This window comes from Paenibacillus sp. YAF4_2 (assembly GCF_052113225.1).
In the GTDB taxonomy this organism is placed as follows: Bacteria; Bacillota; Bacilli; order Paenibacillales; family Paenibacillaceae; genus Pristimantibacillus.
On record NZ_JBFRCT010000005.1, the window covers coordinates 140,743 to 159,920 of the forward strand.

The 19,178-nt window shown below is 49.8% G+C and carries 14 protein-coding genes and 1 riboswitch; of the genes, 9 read left to right on the forward strand and 5 right to left on the reverse strand.

Translation table 11 applies throughout. The features are described from left to right. Positions 1 to 112 precede the first annotated feature (112 nt). A complete protein-coding gene (bglX, locus tag AB4Y93_RS13740; protein ID WP_441892791.1) occupies positions 113 to 2,284 on the forward strand; it encodes a beta-glucosidase BglX in 2,172 nt (723 codons plus the stop codon). 297 nt (positions 2,285 to 2,581) lie between these two features. Next, positions 2,582 to 2,762, forward strand: a riboswitch (cyclic di-AMP (ydaO/yuaA leader). Between the two features lie 150 nt (positions 2,763 to 2,912). Then, complete coding sequence (locus tag AB4Y93_RS13745) at positions 2,913 to 4,739, forward strand: APC family permease (RefSeq protein ID WP_441892793.1); 1,827 nt, start codon at positions 2,913 to 2,915, stop codon at positions 4,737 to 4,739. 51 nt (positions 4,740 to 4,790) lie between these two features. On the opposite strand, the gene AB4Y93_RS13750 is transcribed toward AB4Y93_RS13745, so the two are convergent. Continuing rightward, a complete protein-coding gene (locus AB4Y93_RS13750; RefSeq protein WP_441892795.1) occupies positions 4,791 to 5,249 on the reverse strand; it encodes an Lrp/AsnC family transcriptional regulator in 459 nt (152 codons plus the stop codon). A 324-nt stretch (positions 5,250 to 5,573) separates the two neighbouring features. Between AB4Y93_RS13750 and AB4Y93_RS13755 the strand changes: the two genes are divergently transcribed. From AB4Y93_RS13755 to AB4Y93_RS13780, 6 genes are read left to right on the forward strand one after another with little or no spacing between them, the layout of a single operon-like run. Then, entirely contained in the window at positions 5,574 to 6,959 is a 1,386-nt protein-coding gene (locus AB4Y93_RS13755; RefSeq protein WP_441892797.1) for an amidohydrolase family protein, read from the forward strand. A gap of 22 nt (positions 6,960 to 6,981) precedes the next feature. Next, positions 6,982 to 8,136 (forward strand): ABC transporter permease, encoded by a 1,155-nt coding sequence (locus tag AB4Y93_RS13760; protein ID WP_441892799.1) that lies wholly within the window; start codon positions 6,982 to 6,984, stop codon positions 8,134 to 8,136. Then, positions 8,137 to 9,075 (forward strand): ABC transporter permease, encoded by a 939-nt coding sequence (locus AB4Y93_RS13765; protein WP_441892801.1) that lies wholly within the window; start codon positions 8,137 to 8,139, stop codon positions 9,073 to 9,075. Between the two features lie 10 nt (positions 9,076 to 9,085). Further along, positions 9,086 to 10,609, forward strand: a complete 1,524-nt coding sequence (locus tag AB4Y93_RS13770; RefSeq protein ID WP_441892803.1) for an ABC transporter ATP-binding protein — start codon at positions 9,086 to 9,088, stop codon at positions 10,607 to 10,609. Positions 10,610 to 10,646: 37 nt separating this feature from the next. Then, the gene (locus AB4Y93_RS13775; RefSeq protein ID WP_441892805.1) at positions 10,647 to 11,675 is read left to right on the forward strand and encodes a BMP family protein; all 1,029 of its coding nucleotides are present in this window, start codon (positions 10,647 to 10,649) and stop codon (positions 11,673 to 11,675) included. A 46-nt stretch (positions 11,676 to 11,721) separates the two neighbouring features. Beyond that, positions 11,722 to 12,720, forward strand: coding sequence for a Rieske 2Fe-2S domain-containing protein (locus AB4Y93_RS13780; protein ID WP_441892807.1), 999 nt, complete (start codon positions 11,722 to 11,724; stop codon positions 12,718 to 12,720). A 323-nt stretch (positions 12,721 to 13,043) separates the two neighbouring features. Here AB4Y93_RS13780 and AB4Y93_RS13785 read toward each other — a convergent pair whose 3' ends face one another. The 4 genes from AB4Y93_RS13785 to AB4Y93_RS13800 form a co-directional block, all read right to left on the reverse strand. Beyond that, positions 13,044 to 15,248: an MMPL family transporter gene (locus AB4Y93_RS13785; protein WP_441892809.1), complete on the reverse strand. Its 2,205-nt coding sequence runs from the start codon at positions 15,246 to 15,248 to the stop codon at positions 13,044 to 13,046. Between the two features lie 28 nt (positions 15,249 to 15,276). Beyond that, positions 15,277 to 15,924: a TetR/AcrR family transcriptional regulator gene (locus AB4Y93_RS13790; RefSeq protein ID WP_441892811.1), complete on the reverse strand. Its 648-nt coding sequence runs from the start codon at positions 15,922 to 15,924 to the stop codon at positions 15,277 to 15,279. A gap of 546 nt (positions 15,925 to 16,470) precedes the next feature. Beyond that, positions 16,471 to 17,319 carry an aldo/keto reductase gene (locus AB4Y93_RS13795; protein WP_441892813.1) on the reverse strand — a complete coding sequence of 283 codons (849 nt, stop codon included), beginning with the start codon at positions 17,317 to 17,319 and terminating at the stop codon, positions 16,471 to 16,473. 98 nt (positions 17,320 to 17,417) lie between these two features. Further along, entirely contained in the window at positions 17,418 to 18,632 is a 1,215-nt protein-coding gene (locus AB4Y93_RS13800) for an MFS transporter (RefSeq protein WP_441892815.1), read from the reverse strand. Between the two features lie 157 nt (positions 18,633 to 18,789). On the opposite strand from AB4Y93_RS13800, the gene AB4Y93_RS13805 reads away from it, so the two are divergent. Continuing rightward, positions 18,790 to 19,161 carry a winged helix-turn-helix transcriptional regulator gene (locus AB4Y93_RS13805; protein WP_441892817.1) on the forward strand — a complete coding sequence of 124 codons (372 nt, stop codon included), beginning with the start codon at positions 18,790 to 18,792 and terminating at the stop codon, positions 19,159 to 19,161. The last annotated feature ends 17 nt before the right edge of the window (positions 19,162 to 19,178 follow it).

Below are 19,178 nucleotides of genomic sequence, written 5' to 3' on the forward strand. Positions count from 1 at the left end.
AATTGCCCTATTTGTCAATAGTTGTTGCATGCAGCCAGATTGTTGATGTTTTCGGCAACAATCGCTATGTTGCTCGATATTGGCAATCGATATAATGGTGAAAGAAGCAGAAATGATCCTATTGGAGGGTATCCGCGTGACTAAGATTACGGCACTACTCGAGCAAATGACGCTGGAAGAAAAGATTTTTCAATTGATGCAGCTGACCCCGAATTTTTTAAGTGAAGATGATGCCAATCTGACAGGCCCGCTGGCTTGGATGGGTGTAACGGAGAGCATGGTGAATAATGTTGGCTCCGTGCTTAGCGCCGTTGGTGCCAAAGAAACGATTGCCCTGCAGAAAAAATATATGGAGAACAGCCGACTTGGTATTCCACTTCTGTTAATGGCGGACATAATCCATGGCTACCGCACGATTTTCCCAGTTACGCTGGCGATTGCGAGCACTTGGGATATGGAGCTGGCAGAACGCAGTGCTGCTATCGCGGCAAAAGAATCAGCCGTCACCGGCATTCATGTGACGTTCGCGCCGATGGTGGACTTGGTTCGCGATCCACGCTGGGGCCGCGTGATGGAGTCGACGGGTGAAGATCCGTTCCTCAACAGCGAATATGCACGGGCATTCGTCCGTGGCTTCCAAGGGGAGGATCTCACTGGTGATATGGACCGGGTAGCTGCTTGCGTGAAGCACTTTGCAGCCTACGGTGCTGCCGAAGGCGGGCGTGATTACAACACGGTGAACATGTCGGAAAGACAGCTCCGTGAGTCTTATCTGCCAGCATACAAAGCTGCGCTTGATGAAGGCTGCGAGATGGTTATGACGGCTTTTAATACGGTGGATGGCATTCCGGCGACCGGCAACAAATGGCTGATGCGTAATCTGCTTCGTGATGAGTGGGGTTTTGACGGCATGCTCATCTCTGACTGGGGTGCAGTGAGTGAGATGATCCCTCATGGTGTTGCCGCAGACGGGGCGGAGGCTGCACAGAAGGCGATTGAAGCTGGCGTTGATATGGAAATGATGACGTCTAACTACGCGAATCATCTGAAGGAGCTCGTGGAAGCGGGGAAAGTTGACATCTCGCTTATCGATGAGTGTGTCCTTCGTGTCCTGAAGCTGAAGGACAAGTTGGGTCTCTTCGAGAACCCTTACCGCGCAGCTAGTGAAGAACGGGAAAAAGAAGTGCTGCTCTGCGATGAGCATCGTGCTGCTGCACGCGAGATTGCGGCGAAATCATGTGTCCTGCTGAAGAATGAGCAGGCTCTGCCGCTACGCAGCGGGCAAAAGCTGGCGCTCATCGGGCCTTTCGCTGAGAGCGGCGATATTCTTGGACCTTGGTCGATTTGGGGTAAGCAGGAGGAAGCGGTTCAGCTTCATGCTGGTTTATCCGCACGTACCGATCTGATTGCCACAGCCAAAGGCTGCGACATCGATTCTGGTTCGGAAGAGCAGCTCCAGGAAGCAGTCAACGTCGCAGCCGATGCTGACATCATCATCCTGGCACTTGGCGAAAGCTCTGAGATGAGCGGGGAAGCGGGAAGCCGCGGCGATATCCGTCTGCCGCAGGCTCAACTGAAGCTGATCCAGAAGCTGAAGCCGCTTGGCAAGCCGATGGTTGTTGTACTGTTCAACGGCAGACCGCTGGATCTGCATGGCGTTATCGAGGAGGTGGATGCACTTCTTGAAGCTTGGTTCCCTGGTACGGAAGGCGGCAATGCAATCGCAGACGTCCTGTTCGGTGATGTGAATCCATCGGGACGTCTGACGATGTCATTCCCTTACTCGGTTGGTCAAGTACCTATTTACTATAACAACTACAATACGGGTCGTCCGCTCACCCCGCAGAATGCGAATGAGCGTTATGTTTCGAAGTATCTGGACATGCCAAATGCGCCTCTTCTGCCGTTTGGCTACGGCCTCAGCTATACAAGCTTCACGTACGGTGAAGTGAGTCTGTCGACAGACGAACTGCATGCTGAAGACACACTTCAAGTATCGGTTGAGGTAAGTAATACAGGCTCGGTTGCCGGGGAAGAGGTTGTTCAGCTGTATGTGCGTGATATTGCTGGTGAGGTTGTACGTCCACTTAAGGAGCTGAAGGGCTTCCGTAAGCTGCAATTGCAGCCTGGTGAGACGGTGAAGGTAACATTCTCAATTAACGAAGAGCAGCTTTGTTATTACCACACGGATCTGCAGCTGAAGAGTGATGCTGGCGAATTCCATGTCTTTGTTGGTCCTAACAGCCGCGATCTGGAAGCAAAGGCTTTCCGGTTTGTGAAATAAAAGTTTTTTCGAAAAAAGAACGAATCAGCCGGATGGCTGGTTCGTTCTTTTTAGTTGCTTAATGACCCTGTAGGATCATGTCTCCTGCACAATAGCAGATCTGCTCCCTTATTAAGGGAATTATCTCCTTGGAACAAGGTAAAAGAAAGCATGGCTGGCTTTTTAGGACATTCTGCAAGCGATTCAAGAATGTATCCGCATTCATGACGGTTAAAGCCTGATTTCTGCGTTTATTTGAAATATTATCGCTGTTTACAGATAAGGGAGAGAGGACTATGATCAATTAGCAACTTCATATGTTCATATTCGCTGAGTTTCCGAAGTAGTCGGAAAGCAGGGGAACCAATTGCGATAACTGCCATTATAGTTACCGCCGGGGTGAATCAGCATAGCTGCCGTTCAGGCAGAGAGCTGTAGGGCGATTCTCTAGACGCCCGAATCCGTCAGCTAACCTTGTAAGCGTTGATAGAGAGGGTGAACTTCGGTTTTTTATGACCGCGGGAGGATACTCTGCGGTCTTTTTTTCGTGTAAAAAAAAGCAAACATGGTTACATTAGCACTGACAAGTGATGAGTAGCCCGAGTATCCAAGCGTATGTTGTTTAACTTCATTGTTGGCGGTGACCTGTGTGTTTACTCTTATCAAAAGATTACTGATCGGGCGTCCCTTAAAGTCCACGGAATTAGGGGAACAGAAACTCATTAAGACAAAAGCGCTTGCGATCCTGTCTTCGGATGCTTTATCGTCCGTTGCTTACGGTCCTGAGCAAATTTTGTTAGTCTTGATGACCGTGAGCGCTGCGGCGTTTTGGTATTCCATTCCGATTGGTATCGGGGTGCTTGTCTTATTAACGGCACTTATTTTGTCTTACCGGCAAATTATATTTGCTTATCCGCATGGCGGCGGAGCCTATGTGGTGTCGAAGGAAAATCTCGGGGTATTCCCAGGGCTGATATCGGGCGGCTCCTTGCTGGTCGATTATATTCTGACGGTAGCAGTAAGTGTATCGGCGGGTACGGATGCGATTACTTCAGCATTTCCAAGCCTGCATACCCATACCGTGTTGATCGCCGTATTTTTCGTCCTTTGTATCACCATATTGAACCTGCGGGGCGTGACCGAATCGGCATCGATCCTCGCATATCCTGTTTATTTATTCGTACTGGCGATTTTCATTATGATTGGCGTCGGTGTATATAAAATCGCTTCAGGTGATGTATCACCTGAGCTGCATACATCCCTTGGCACACCGGTAGCGGGCATCAGCTTGTTCCTGCTGCTTCGGGCCTTTGCTTCGGGCAGCTCGGCCTTGACTGGGGTGGAAGCGATCTCGAATGCGATTCCTAACTTCAAGGATCCAGCGCCAAACAACGCTGCGAAAACCTTGCTGGCCATGGGCGCGCTGCTGTCAGTTCTGTTCGCTGGCATCGTCTTCCTTGCTTACTACTACGGTGTTGCACCAAGGGAAGATGTGACGGTTACCTCGCAAATTGCAGAGAGTATATTTGGACGCGGCGTTATGTATTATTTTATCCAAGGCACAACGGCCTTGATCTTGATTCTGGCAGCGAATACCGGCTACTCGGCGTTCCCGCTGCTTGCGGTTAACCTCGCGAAGGATAAGTTCATTCCGCGAATGTTTACGGTCCGCGGTGACCGTCTTGGTTATTCGAACGGTATTATCAGCCTTGGTATCTTGTCTATCATTCTGATTATAGCTTTCCAAGGAAAGACGGAGCACTTGATTCCACTGTATGCGGTTGGTGTATTCGTACCGTTCACCTTGTCGCAGACGGGTATGTTGGTGAAATGGATCCGTCAGCGGCCAAAAGGCTGGGTTCCCAAGTTTATTATTAACTCGATTGGTGCACTGATTAGCTTTATCGTATCGATGATGTTCTTCTTGACCAAGTTCGAGCAGGTATGGTCGATTCTGATTTTCCTGCCATTGATTATCTTCGTCTTCCACCGGATTAAGAAGCATTACGAGGCTGTTGGCGAACAGCTGCGACTGGCGACCTGCGAGCCTGTAGTCCCCATTGAAGGCAATGTTATGATATTACCGGTGGCTGGTATAACGCATGTCGTGGAGCACTCCATTCTATATGCGAAGTCCTTGAAGGCAGAGCAGATTATTGCTGTATACGTCCCGTTCGAGAAAGAGGATGAGACGATCTTCGAGGAGAAGTGGAAGAAATTCCAGCCGGACGTCAGACTGGTGACGCTGCATTCGCCCTATCGTTCGATAACGAGTCCACTCTTCAAGTTTATTGATACGGTGCAGCGCAAGGCCAGCGAGAACCATTACCAGGTAACGGTCATTATTCCGCAGTTTATTCCGAAGAAGGGCTGGCAGAACATTTTGCATAACCAAACGAGCTTAATGCTCCGTACCCAGCTTCTTTACCGCAAGGATGTCGTGATTACAACCGTGCCTTACCATTTGAAAAAATAACAAAAAGCCTTAGCCTCCGGATTTCCGGGGCTAAGGCTTTTTTTATGCCTGTTATAGCTCTAACCCAGTGCCTTGCTTGAACCGTTTGATGACCATATGCGTGTTGACGTTGACGATGCCCTCCAGCACATAAATCTTCTTGAATAAGAAATGCTCCAGTGATTGCTCATCCTTCAGCAGGGCATGCATATGCAGGGAGCTGGGTCCGGTCATCTGGTAGATGCTGATCACCTCAGGCTCATCGGATAGCAGAGCGCCGGCCTGCTCAACGAATCGCGGCTCTACCTCAACCTCGAAGAACGCGGAGATCGTTTTGCCTAGCCGGGTAGTGTTCAGTCGTACGGTGAAATTCTCGATAATGCCGTTATCGACCATCCCGTCCACACGCTTCTGAATAGCCACCCTCGATAAATTCAGATGCTCGCCGATCTTGGCATAGGACATCCGTCCATTGTCGTGCAGCAGTCGAATAATCTCCTGATCCGTCTCGTCCATATGAGGCAAATGCATAGGATCTCTCCTTCAACGGTCTATTTTTGCGAAATTTCACGTTACGGAACTTTGTGCTAGTTACATGTTAAGTATTGGTTTCGATTTTGATGGATTTTATGTCACTTAATATAACACTAGTAACCATAATGGTCTATAGACGATTATCAATTAGGCCAAAAAAGCCCAAATCAGGTTACGATATGGTTGACGCTCCCTAGAGCCTCTCTTATACTAATGTCATAAAACATTACATAAAAATCGAAATCGAAACCGATAAGCACCAAAATGGTTACGAATACTTCGAATACCAAGTCATTCAACTTACATGAGGGTGTGATGGGCATGAAAAGACAACTGATTCGTAACGGTACTGTCATGACGATGAATGATGAGATGCAGGTGATCCCGAATGGTTATGTTCTTCTGGAGGGGGACCACATTCAAGAGGTTGGAGAGTGGCCGTCAGACGGCTCGAAAGATGCGCTGCTAAGGCAGGTTGATTGCGTCATTGATGCAGCGGGTAAAGCGATCATTCCTGGTCTTGTGAACGGACACACTCATTTGTTTCAGACTTTTATTCGAGGAGTATCTGATGACTTGCCTCTCTCGCAGTGGCTGCGGCAGATCATATGGCCGGCGTCCCTCGCAATGGAGGAAGAGGATTTCTATCTCGCTGCGATGATTGGCTGTATCGAGAATTTGAAATCCGGTGCGACTTATATCATGGATCATCATTACGTTCACACTCACTCCGGCAATGATCATGGTGTTCTCAGAGCGATGGAGGAGTCGGGTATTCGGGGGCATATGGCAAGAGGTGGCGTTGATCTTAGCTATGAGCCTCGTCTCAGAGAGTCTATAGAGGATATTTTCAATAACACGGATAAGCTTCTGGATCACTGGCAAGGAGCCGCTGATGGCCGGATCGCGATTGCAATGGGTCCCCTTAATTTGTATGGCTGCTCGGAAGAGTTCTTGAAGCAGGCGGCCAAATACAGCGAGCGGAATGGACTCATCACCCACATTCATGTCGCGGAAACGAAGGATCAGATTGACAATACAATGGAACGTTTTGGCCTTCGTAATCTTGAACTGGTTGAAGCGGTTGGCATGCTTGGCCGGCATACGCAGGTCGTGCATGGCATCTGGCTGAATGACGCAGAGCTGGATCTTCTTCAGAAGCATGATGCAACAGTTATTCATTGCCCAGTCTCCAATATGTATCTGGCTTCCGGGGTGGCGCGTGTTCCCGAGATGCTGGATAGAGGCATTAATGTCGCACTTGGTACTGACGGTCCGGGAAGCAACAACTGCCAGGATAATTTGGAGGTGCTCAAGTTTACAGCTTGTCTGCACAAGGTGGATCAGCTGGATTCAACTTTGCTGCCGCCGATGCAGGTGCTTGAGATGGCTACTCGTAATGGGGCCAAGGCAGTCGGGAGGGAGCAAGATCTGGGAAGCCTCGAACCAGGCAAGAAGGCAGATATTGTAATTATCGAATTGCAGAAAGCGCATATTGCACCAATCCACCGCGTTAGCTCGGCGATTGTGTATAACGCCAATGGCAATGACGTGGACTCCGTATTCGTGAACGGCGAGCTGGTTGTTCATCGCGGGAAATGCGTTCTGGTAGATGAAGAGGAGATTATTCGCAGGGCGCAGGCAAGAGTAGACTCGTTAAGGCGAAAGCTGAGCGCAGCGTTTCCCGTATTTGGCATCGTTCAATAAAGAGGGCGGAGGCTGGTCATACATGAAGGAAGCAAGAGGCAGTAATGAATCGATGGAGAAGTGGATCAAAGCGGTTGTTGAGATTGGCTTCTATGCCGGTGCGGTTATTGTCGCGCTGCTTGCTGGAGGACTGGTCATGGCGGCAGCAGGCGTATCACCGCTTGAAGCCTACCGGCTCATCTGGGATGGTGCCATCGGCGATGCGAACAGCGTCAGGGAAACGCTGATCAAAGCGACACCACTCTTATTCGCCGGCTTATGTTACACCTTTGCTTATCGCTGCGGGTTATTCAATATCGGGGCAGAAGGTCAAATTTACATCGGTGCCCTTACGGGTACGATGGCTGCTCTCTATATTCCGGGTTTGCCGGCTTATGCTCATCTGCCGCTTTGTATCGCAGCAGGGGCGGTTGGCGGCGCGATCTGGTCGGGCATCGCAGGGGCGCTCAAGATCTTCCGAGGAGCCAGCGAGATTATTAATACGATCATGCTGAACTATATGGGTATCTACCTTGTCAGCTACATGGTGACGGGTCCGATGCAGGACCCTTCCGGAACGCTGCCTCAGACTGCGAGACTGCCAGATTCGGCGCTGCTTGCAAAGCTGTTTGATTCCCGTCTGCATTATGGATTTGTGATCGCCGTTTTTCTTGCTTTTGTCTTGTATTTCATCTTGAACCGGACGGTATGGGGCTATGAGATCCGGTCGGTTGGCTTCAATAAACAAGCGACGAAGGTGATGGGTATTCCGGTGAACCGTAATGTGCTGCTTGTGATGATGTTAAGTGGTGCTATTGCCGGCGTAGGGGGTTATGTAGAAATTGCAGGTGTGCAGAACCGGCTGTTCCAGAATTTCTCGCCGGGGTTTGGCTACGACGGTATTGCAGTGGCACTTGTAGGTGGAGCTCATCCGCTTGGCAATATTGGCTCGGCCTTGTTGTTCGGAGGTCTAAGAAGCGGGGCGAATGCGATGCAGAGACTGACCGGCACATCGACTTCACTCGTCTATGTCATTCAGGCAACCATTATTGTGCTTGTTGTCTGTAACCGCTATTGGTTCGGCGGACTGAAGAGAAGGCTTATTGCTTCCTTGTTAGAGAGGCTTGGAGGTAAAGAGCGGAAAGCGGCGTCGCCGTCTAAGGTCACACTTAGTCTAAATGATGGGGAGGGGAGCTAAATGAGCGAGGAGGTCATCGTCAGTTATTTGGCTTCGGCCATTCGCTTATCTGTTCCACTGCTGCTTGCGGCAATCGGCATCCTGTTCATGTCACGGAGCGGCATTCTGAATATCGGGATGGAAGGAATGGTGCTCATCGGGGCATTAACGGGCGTGGTTGGTGCTTATTATCTGGGCAGTGCAGGTGCAGGAGTGCTGCTTGCGATTGTGATAACCGGCCTCGTTGGGCTGTTGTTTGGTTTTCTTGTCATTACGACAGGGGCAGATCAGGTCGTTATTGGAACGGCACTTAACTTGTTTGGCCTTGGCATCACGACCGTATTCGGGAGAAGCCTTTTGGGACTTGGTCAAGAGGCGGTGCAGGTGAATGGCATTCCCAGCCTGCCGATTCCACTGCTTAAGGACATCCCCTATATTGGTGAAGCCTTGTTTGACCAGAATGTGCTGTCCTATGCTTCTTATCTGTTGATCCCGGTTGTGACGTTTATTTTCTACAAAACGAATTGGGGGCTGCAGGTAAGGGCGGTTGGTGAGAATCCTCTGGCGGCTGATACGCTTGGTGTTCGTGTCCATCGTACGAGGTATATGTGCTGTGTTATCGGAGGCATGCTGGCCGGTCTTGCAGGCTGCTCCTTGTCGCTTGGTATTCTGAATCAGTTCACGGAAAATATGGTGGCTGGACGAGGATTTATTGCACTGTCTGCAGTAATCTTCGGTAAATGGACGCCACTTGGCACGATGGGAGCCTCCCTCTTGTTTGGCGGGGCGGACGCGCTGCAGCTTCGTTTTCAGACGTTTGGCATTAAAATTCCGTACCAGTTCATGCTGATGTTCCCTTATGTACTCACGATGGTTGCCCTCGCCTGGTTCTCTGGCAAGAGCAAGCAGCCGGCGGCTACCGCCGCTTCCTATAAAAGCCTCGCTGACCGCAGCAGTTAGGAGTGAAAAGATGGAGCTTATTCTGGAAACGCGAAACCTGGTTAAGCGATTTGGTGCTTTTGTTGCCAATGATCAATTAAATCTATCGATTCAAAAAGGAGAAATCCACGCGATATTAGGTGAGAACGGAGCGGGCAAGAGCACGCTCATGAATATGCTTTCGGGCATGCTTGCACCGGATGAAGGAGAGATTCTTTTCAAAGGCCATCCGGTAAAGTTCACCTCCCCAAGGCAGGCGGTAAACGCAGGTATTGGGATGGTGCATCAGCATTTTATGCTGATTCCTGCCTTAACGGTAGCAGAGAATGTACTGCTAGGCATGAAGCGAGGCCGCAGTCCTTTCTTCCGGTTCAAGCAGGCATGTGCGGAGATTCGCAGCTTATCAGACCGGTTTGGACTTAATGTTAACCCGGAGCTTCGGGTAAGTGAGTTATCCGTCGGGCAACAGCAGCGGGTCGAGATTATAAAGACCCTGTTTCGGGGAGCGGAGTTTATTATTTTGGATGAACCAACAGCGGTGCTGACTCCTCCTGAGGTGAAGGATTTGTTCAAGGTACTTCGGACGTTGAAGGGGCAGGGAAAGACGGTCATCTTCATCAGCCACAAGCTGCAGGAAGTGCAGGAGATCTGTGATAGAGTGACGGTGCTTCGGCTTGGTAAGCTGATCGGAACGCAGAGCCTTGAGGGGACGCTCACCTCTGATCTAGCCCGGATGATGGTTGGCCGTGATGTAGCGGCGCCGGTGCGTGGGGCTGCCAGCCTGGATGGACCGGTTCGTCTACAGGTAGAAGGTGTTCATGCGCGTGAGAATGGTGTTTCGGTGCTGCACAATATCTCATTTTGCATCCGGCAGGGTGAGATTCTGGGTATCGCTGGTGTTGATGGCAACGGGCAGAGGGAGCTAAGTGAAGTGTTGTTTGGACTGAGGGCCAAAGACTCCGGCACGATTGTGCTGGACGGGGAGGAGCTGCAGCGCCAGTATCCGCGGAGTATGACGGAGCGGGGAGTAGCCTACATACCTGAGGACCGGCATAAGGAAGGACTTATGCTGCAGATGAGTATTGAGGAGAATCTGATTGCCAAGGAATATCGTAAATCTCGGTTCAGTAAAGGCGGCATCATCAGCCGAAAGAAGATGCGGGAGAACGCGGAGGAGCAGATCCGAAGCTTTTCCATTAAGACAGCGGGGGCTTCTGTTCCGGTTGGAAGGCTGTCGGGAGGCAATCAGCAGAAGGTAATCCTTGCCCGCGAGCTGATGCTCAATCCCAAAGTATTGGTGGCCATGCAGCCTACACGCGGGATGGATGTTGGGGCTGCGGAGTATGTGCATAAGCGGATCCTTGAGGCGCTGGAACAGGGCTGCTCCATATTGCTCATCTCCACGGAGCTGGAGGAAATTATGGCTTTGTCTGACCGAGTCGCGGTGTTATACAAGGGCGAGCTGCTTGACACGATGGATAGGGATAATGCGGATCTGGATCGCATCGGTATGCTGATGGCAGGTGTCCGGCCGGATTCTTCTTTTGCCATATAGAGGTAGGGTAGAAATCATTCCAATTGGAGGGGTTAGGATGAGAGTGAGAAGGTTCGGGAAATCATTAGCGGTACTGTGTATTTGCTTGGTGATGGTAGTGGTGACAGCCTGTGGCGGCAAAAATTCGGCGGGCAGCAGTAATGCCGGCAGTGAAAGCAGCAGTGGAGAGAAGCCGCTGAAGGTCGCTCTCTTAACTCCGGGACCTATTAATGACAATGGATGGAATGCTACGGCTTATGCAGGATTAATGAAGATAAAAGAGGAGCTTGGTGCAGAAACGGCTTACTCCGAAAAGGTTGGAACTTCAGATGCAGCGGAATTTATTCGTGGTTATGCGGATGACGGCTATGACGTTATTATCGGGCATGGCTTCGAGTACGGCGATGTGATGAAGGAGATTGCACCGGATTACACGGATACTTGGTTCCTCGTGAACAGCGCGACGATCACACAAGAACCTAACCTGACCTCGCTCAGCTTGAACAATAAGGAACAAGGCTATCTGATGGGCTCGATTGCAGCTTTGATGTCGAAGTCGGGTACGGTAGCAGCGATTGGCGGCTCCGAGATTCCTCCAATTACGAACTCGGTAGCAGGCTTTGAGCTTGGCGCGAAGGAAATGATTCCTTCTATTAATGTACTGACCACGATGCTGGGCAGCGACAATGATGTAGCGAAGGCGAAGGAAACAGCGATTTCATTTATTGAGAAAGGCGCCGATGTCGTGATGACGAACGCAAACCAAGCAGGGCTAGGTGGAATTGAAGCAGCTCAGCAAAAAGGCGTTTACGCCATTGGCTCCAATCAGGACCAGAACAGCAGCGGCCCCGACACGGTTGTAACAAGTGTAATCCAGGACTACCCGGAAGCGATGAAGGTTGTTGTGGAGCGGATTAAGAACAAACAGATGAAGGCTGAATCACAGCTACTTGGCGTGAAGGATGGTGCGATCTATCTGGCTCCGTTCCATGGCTTTGAAGATAAATTGTCGCAAGAGATCAAGGACAAGATTAATGCTGTTGTGGAGTTGCTCAAATCCGGCGAGAAGGTTATTAGCACCGAATAGTCAGAGGCAGGCAGATCCAATCCAATACCAGGGGAGAGTGGCTGATATGCTAACGGAAACAGTGAGGGATACCGTACTGGAAAGCGAATGGCACCCGGTCTATATTGCAAAAGATTTGAAGGAAGCACCGGTATCGGTCATTGTGCTTGGTGAGCGGGTAGCCGTCTTCCGTGCCGCAAGCGGCAGTGTGCATGCGCTTCGCGACCTGTGTGTGCACCGCGGTGCAATGCTGTCGAAGGGCAGAGTGGAAAGGGAAACGCTGGTCTGCCCTTACCACGGCTGGAAATACGACGGCAGCGGTGCATGTGTATGTATACCGGCGCAGGCGAAGACAGACAAGATTCCTCCAAGGGCAAGAGCAACGAAATATCATGCGGTCGAGAAATACGGACTCGTATGGGTGTGCATTGGTGAGCCGACGAGCGACCTGCCTTACTTTGAAGAATTCGAAAATGCTGATTACCGTCCGCTTCCATGTGGTCCTTATACCGTGCATGCAGCCGGAACACGAGTGATTGAGAATTTTACAGACTTCGCCCATCTTATGTTTGTTCACGGCGGTCTGCTCGGCCACCCCGATTATGCGGAGCTGCCAGACTTTAAAGTGTTCAAAGAGAAAGACCGCGTCTACACCAGTGATGTTCCAATTTTCCAGCCGATCGCGCATTCCGGTTCTGATATGGCGGAAGGAACGACTTATGTATACGTGAAGGAAGTGTTCCGTCCACTCGCGGCGCGCTTGTCCAAGCGGGATGCGGCAACCGGGCAAACCTTATGGATTCTGCTGACTGTCCTGCCTGTCGCGGAGAAGGAGTGTACCGTCTATATGTCAGTCTCCCGCAACTATGGCTTTGATGTACCGGATGAACAGTTTATCAAGTTCCAGGATACGGTGTTTGATCAGGATGCTTGGATTATCGAGACGCAAAAGCCGGAGCTGCTGCCGCTTGATCTTCAGCTGGAGCTGAATCATAAGGCGGATACCTTGTCAGTCGCCTATCGCCGCTGGCTGATCGAGCTGGGCGTTACTTTTGGAACGACTTAATTATATAAAATAAGCTGTCCCCAGGTTGCGATTGGGGACAGCTTATTTTTGCTTGGGCTTATTGCTAGCTTAACGATGCTGCACATCGTTAAGCTAGCTGAATAGCTGTGAAGTTGGTCGCTTAACGATGCCGCGCATCGTTAAGGAACTGAAAATCGGCCGGAACTGGTCGGAAAAGCGTGAAATGAGCCTGCTTAACGATACGCGGTATCGTTAAGCACTCTAAAAAGCAGCTGTAGAGACGTCTTAACGATGCTTCACATCGTTAAGGAGTTGGAAACCGCCCGGATTTGGCCGGAAATGCATGAAATGAGCTAGCCGAGTTAATTCTTTTCCGTAACCTCTCCAATTCTTCCTTGCTTCGATGGCCAGAATACCCGTTTGCCGATCCATACCGTCAAGGCCGGTACGAGGAAGGAGCGGACGATAAAGGTATCAAGCAGGACGCCGATTGCGGTTACCGTGCCAAATTGAACGAGTACTTGAATTGGCAAAGTGGCAAGGACGGCGAAGGTGCCTGCCAGAATAAGTCCGGCTGAAGTGATAACGCCGCCTGTCTGCGCAACGCCTTCGGTAATTGCTTGGTTAAGCGGCATCGACTTGCTCTTCTTCCAGATGCTCGACACCATAAAGATGTTGTAGTCCTCACCCAGTGCGACGAGGAAGACGAAGGCATACAGCGGAATGAGGCCTTGAATGGCATCTGCGCCAAAGAAATAATGCAGAACGAGCCAACCGATTCCAAGTGCACTGAAGTAGGAGAGAAGCACCGTTCCCATCAAGTAAAGCATTGCTACAAATGAACGAAGGTAGACGAGCAGGAGCAGAGCGATCATCCCGATAATAACAGGAATAATTCGATAAGCATCATCGCCAGTCACCTGACGTGTATCATACTGTTCAGCCGTAGCGCCTGCTATCCATACTTTATCGGAGGCATCCGAGATGCCTGCTTCCTCAAGGGTCTGTTCAGCAGCAGCACGTATCGTCGGAATCATATCCAACGCTTCAATAGAGTATGGGTTCATCGCAAGCTCAACATTATAGGACACAATATTGGCATCACGCGTATTCTGAACAGGTTCAGATACATCGCTGATATTCACTAATTTCCCAAACTTCTGGTCAAACGGCAGCTCCTTTCCGTCTGCCTGCACCAGTACTTGAACCTTCGCCAGGCTGCCCTCCGAGAAATGATCACCAATCAACGTAAACCCTTCACGTGATGGCATATCTTCTGGGAAAGTGGACAGAGTATCATACGTGAATTTGATTTGAGTCGCAAAAGCTGCCGTTATACCGAGCACGATTAGCGTTGTGATCGCGATCGTTTTTGGCCGCTTCACAATCGCGTCGCCTAAGCGCATACCAAAGCTGGATTTTGTTTTGGCCGCAGGAAGCGGCTTGTTTTTCTGAGCGGCACGGGCAGCCTGCATTTCCGGTGTACGAGGTACAAACGGGAAGAACGAGGCACGGCCGAGAATAGCGAGCAAAGCCGGTACAAGTGTAACGCTCGCGATCATCATAATGAGAATCGACAAGCTGAACGGCACGGCGAAGCGGTGAATCGCACCGTATTGCGCCAGCAGCAGGGCGAGCAGCGACATCACGACCGTTAAGCCACTCATCGTAATCGCGCCGCCGGAGTCGCTGAGCGCTTTGAGCAATGCCTTCTTTTTATCAGATTCCATTGTTAAAACACTGCGGAAACGAGCGATGAGGAAGAGGCAGTAATCTGTTCCTGCGCCGAAGAGCAGCACCGTCATAATGGATAAGCCTTGTGAATCATAGGATATCCAGCCCTCGTCGGCCATCCAGCCGAGAATCGGTCCGGTCAAGCCATATGCGAAGCCCACGGCTACAAGAGGGATAAGAGCAAGAATAGGAGAACGGTAGATTAATAATAGAATGATCAGGACAAGTAAAGTTGTTGCGATCAACAGGGATACGTCAGCGCCTTTGAACAAAGAGGTTGCATCTACGCCAATCCCGGCAGGTCCGGTGATGCGGCCGACAAGTCCTTCATCTTCTAAGCTCGTATCAAAAGGTTTAGTTGTAAACAGGGTGTTCGCGTCACCCTCAAGCTGCTCCAAGCTGATCTTTAAGTCATCAGATGAAGCATTTTTATCAAAAACAACCGTTTGAAGCATCGTTGTACCATCTTCAGACAGCATGGCCTTCAGAGCTGGCAGCGGCATCTCATGAAGAGGTGGCAGCTCCGTCTGATAAGGCAGCGGTTCATCGGCTAGCTTCTTAGATAAAGCTTGAATCTGCGTGATATCCTCATCGGACAGGCCCGTGGACCGGTGCCAAGCGATAATAGCCGGAATCCCGTTATGCTCATTCAAGGCATCGGCTTGAACAGACGGGGCGCTGCTTTCCAGATTGGCAGCGGCATCGTCCTTATGATCACTTGATGACGGCAGGAAAGCATTCGCAAGACCAACGATTACGATCCATAATACAAGCGTAATCCATCGTCCGCGTTTGCCGCTGACACCGTCAGCGATCCGTTTTAATCCATTCATCTTTTCTCATCTCCCTATAAGCTATAAATTAGTTTCTCTCTTGTCTACCTTCTTCTGATGCGAGCCCGAATAGTAGAATATCGACCGTCTTTGCAGCCAATGCCTCTACCGGAACTGGACTGACGCTGCCTTTTGGAACAGGATTGTTGCTGCCTCCCGGTTTGCGTTGAATGACGCTAAGCAGGAAGAAAGCAGATGGAATCGGGTCGAGTCCAAAACTCTTGCTGTCCCGGAGACTGCCGTTTTTTTGCCCTTCTTCAAACAAGGCAGCAATCGGCAGCAGATAGCTTTCCTGCCACCACTTTGTAATAAGCTGCTGCGTTTCCGGACGAAGCTCATTGCGGATATCTCTTTCCATCTGGCTTAGATCATCGGGCATGTATTGCAGGATGTAGGCAACAAGCTTGATTAATCGATCCCGCACGGTCCCGTCTCCGGTAATGATTTCATTCATTGCTGCTTTCGTTTCTTCCGTAACGGTACGCAATACCTCGGTATAAAGCGCTTCTTTGTCCGCAAAATAATGGTACATCGCTGGCTGTGTTAAGCCGCAGGCTTCGGCGATCTGGCGGGTCGTTACCGATCGGTAGCCATGCTCCATGAATAGGTCATGTGCTGTTTTGATAATCAAGGAGCGGGTTGCTTCGTCGAGCGGTTGTTTTTTTCTTCGTGCCATAGCTGGATTCCCTTCTGTCAAAAATACTTTAGTAGTTAATTTATCGTTTGATAAATTAAAGTTGTTGAATAGATCTTATCAATTGATAAATTAAAAAGCAAGCAAATAGCGGCGAGTTCAAGCATTAGCCACATATAACTTCAAGATCGCAATGTTCCTCATTTCTAACGAACCCTAGTATGCTTATTTCGCTCAAATATAGCCTCGTGGAATTCTAACGAACCGTAGACACGCTATTCCGTGAAAAAGCGCTCAATATTGCCCGATTTTGCCGAATAACGATACTGTGATTCGTTAGATTTCAGAAGCAGCCTTAATGAGGCAAATAAGCATCCTACGATTCGTTAGCACGTTGAGGAAAGCGATCTGGCAGGGAGGGGACATAGTTGGCGAGAGGTGCGAAGTGGAGAAAACGAGCAAATGGTGAATAAGACAAAATGCAGGTATGCAGAGGAGAAGTAGGTGCGGAGGACTCACGCTGGCGCATGAAAAAAGGGATTATCCCCAAAGCCATTGGCCTTGGGGATAATCCCTACTTCTCAACTATTAGAAATCAAAGTTGTCCGGATCCGGACCAACGCGTTTGTCTTCATTCAAGGCATCAATTTGAGCGATCTCGTCAGCTGACAGCTCGAAATCAAATACGTTGCCGTTCTCGATAATGCGAGCTTCTTTAATCGATTTCGGAATTGTTACGACACCGTTCTGAAGATCCCAGCGCAGAATCACTTGCGCAACGGACTTGCCGTGGCGGCTTGCGATTTCCGTTAATACCGGATGGTCAAGCAAACCACCCTGCATCAGCGGAGACCATGCTTCGAGCTGAATGTTGTTCTCACGTGTGAAGGCACGAAGGTCATTTTGCGCCAGCAGCGGATGATATTCCACTTGGTCGACCATCGGTACAAGCTCAGCGTCCTTCATCAGATCCTGCAGGTGATGAACGTGGAAGTTGCTGACGCCAATCGCTTTAACGCGGCCTTGCTTGTAGAGGGTCTCAAGTGCACGCCATGCGTCTTTGTATTTACCTACAACTGGCCAGTGGATGAGATACAGATCCAGATATTCAAGACCCAGCTTGTTCAGGCTTGTCTCAAAAGCAGCCAGCGTTGATTCGTAGCCCAGATCAGCGTTCCATACCTTCGATGTAATGAACAAATCTTCCCTTGCCACGCCATATTCGGTCATAGCTTCGCTGATACCTTGGCCTACGCCTGTTTCGTTATCATAAATAGCAGCTGTATCAATGCTTCGGTATCTATTCTTAATCGCGTCTTTAACGGAGTTAACAACTACGCTGCCATCCTCTACTTTAAATACGCCAAGACCAAGCCAAGGCATAGCTACACCGTTGTGAAGAACTACTTTATCGTTTAAATGTTGTGCTGTTGTCATGAGAGATCCTCCTAAAATGAATTATCACACCAATGGCCGTATTTATGCCACTTGTGATGATTCATGCTTCGTAAGCATAATTGTTTTACTTCACCTCATTAAGAAGCGGAAGCTTGAAGCTGTTGTTCACCCTCTGTTTCTTTCTTTTCCAGCGTACGGCTCCAGGCCGTCAGAATCACAGCTCCGAGCACCATGATTGCGCCGATCCAAGGGGTATGGATAAGGCCAAGCTCGTCGGTAATAATACCTCCGATATAAGCTCCGATGGCGATACCGGCGTTGAAGGCCGAGATGTTAAGGGCAGAGACGACATCAATGGATTTTGGCATATACCGTTCTGCGAGCAGTACGACATACATTTGAAGACCAGGGACATTCATGAAGGCTAGTAAGCCCATCAGTGTAATCGTTACTAATGCAGCGGCGGCATACGGTGCAGTAAACGTCAGAATGAGCAGGATAACAGCCTGCAGAATAAACATGACGAGCAGCGCTGTAAGGGGCTTGCGATTCGCCGCTTTGCCTCCGATCAGATTACCAATGGCAATCGCAATACCGTACAGGACCAGAATACCCGCAATGGTACTCTCTTTAAACCCAGTAACATCATGGAGCAGCGGTGACAGATAAGTAAACACAACAAATGTGCCGCCATATCCAAGCATAGTTATGGAAAAAGCCAGCAGCAGCCTGCCATTCTTCAGCACCTTGAACGGCTCGCTTAGCTTCGTCCGGTTTCCTTTTCGCAAATTGGATGGGACAAGCAGCATATTCGAAATTAAGGCGATTACGCCAATTGCCGCAATAGCGATAAAAGCAGTCCGCCAACCCATATGCTGGCCAAGCAGTGTACCAAGCGGTACCCCGGTAACGGTAGCAACCGTTAGGCCGGAGAACATCATCGCAATAGCGCTCGCCCGGCGATCCTCCGAGACCAGCTCGGCGGCAATGGTAGAGCCAATCGACATAAACACGCCATGCGAGAAGGAAGAGATAACGCGGGCAATGAGCAGCATCGTAATGCTATGCGCGCTGGCAGCTAGTCCATTGCCAAGGATGAAGACGATCATAATGGCGATCAGCAGCGTCTTGCGCGGCACCCTCGAAGTCAGGGCTGTTAGCAGCGGAGCCCCTACGGTTACGCCAACTGCATATAAAGTAACGGATAAACCCGCTGTTGTAACGGATATGTCCAGATCTTCCGAAATTAGTGGCAATAGTCCAACACTGATAAATTCCGTTGTTCCAATTGCAAATGAGCTGATGGCAAGCGCGAGAAGCGCCAACGCTGTGCGGCTCTGTGCGGTAACCATATGTGCACTCTCCGTTTTCATATTGTTGTATTGACCGGCCGGTAAGTGCTATTATGGAGGCAATGCATCGATATGACTAGTACGCACTATTTTGTGATATAGATACCAAAAAGTAATATAGGCACTTAAAAGTACCTATTGAACAGGAGGGACAGCAATGGGAACAAAAAAATACAACATCTCCGTAGAAGCAACACTTGATGTCATCGGAGGGAAATGGAAATGCGTGATCCTGTGCCATCTCACGCACGGGAAGAAGAGAACCAGTGATTTCAAACGGCTGATGCCATCCATTACACAAAAGATGCTGACGCAGCAATTAAGAGAGCTGGAGCAGGACGGCATTCTGAATCGGATTGTGTATAATCAGGTTCCACCAAAAGTGGAATACGAACTGACGGCATATGGAGATAGTCTTCGCCCGATTCTGGATTCCTTATGCAATTGGGGCGAGCACCATATTATTAAGGAATATGGCAGTAAGGCAGCTATGTTAGAAGATAACGTACTTAATAATTTAAATGATTAATAATAAAAAGGACGAAG